Origin of the sequence: Bradyrhizobium sp. NBAIM08 (assembly GCF_020193935.1) — a bacterium.
Classification (GTDB): Bacteria; Pseudomonadota; Alphaproteobacteria; order Rhizobiales; family Xanthobacteraceae; genus Bradyrhizobium; species Bradyrhizobium yuanmingense.
In genome coordinates this window covers 1-390 of record NZ_JADYVR010001196.1, presented here as the reverse complement: position 1 = coordinate 390, position 390 = coordinate 1, and the positions used below count along the sequence as shown (strand labels likewise).

Here is a 390-nt window from a genome sequence, read left to right as displayed (position 1 = left end):
CAAGATAAGTGATGCCTGCCACGGCGCCGCGCGGCAGTGGCAGGGTAAGGGTGGTGCCTGGAGTATGCATGGCGGAAAACGGAAAATGGGGGGTGTTAGTTTACATGTTTTAGCATGAAACGCAAGTTGCAAACAAACCGAATGATTAATACCAAGCGCAAGCCGCATTCCACTCCGGCGCCACCGGCAGGGTGCGAAGCCTTTGGAGTGCGGCAGCTCGCCGCCGCTTTTCCGCGGCGGGCTCGCCCGCCGTCAAAGGTAGCACAGACATTCTTGTCTGTGGAGCTGCGCGCCCCAAGCCATGGGCAGGCATGCCTGCGCCGCCTTTGCTTCCTCTTTAGGTTGGCAGCTTCAAAGGGGAAATTCATTCGCGGCAGCGCGGGCAAGCCC

1 protein-coding gene is annotated in these 390 nt (G+C 59.7%); it reads left to right on the top strand.

Annotated elements, in window-relative coordinates:
* Window positions 1–114: 114 nt before the first annotated feature.
* A partial coding sequence (locus I6F37_RS44115; RefSeq protein WP_225155003.1) for a hypothetical protein occupies window positions 115–390 on the top strand: 276 nt, incomplete at its 3' end.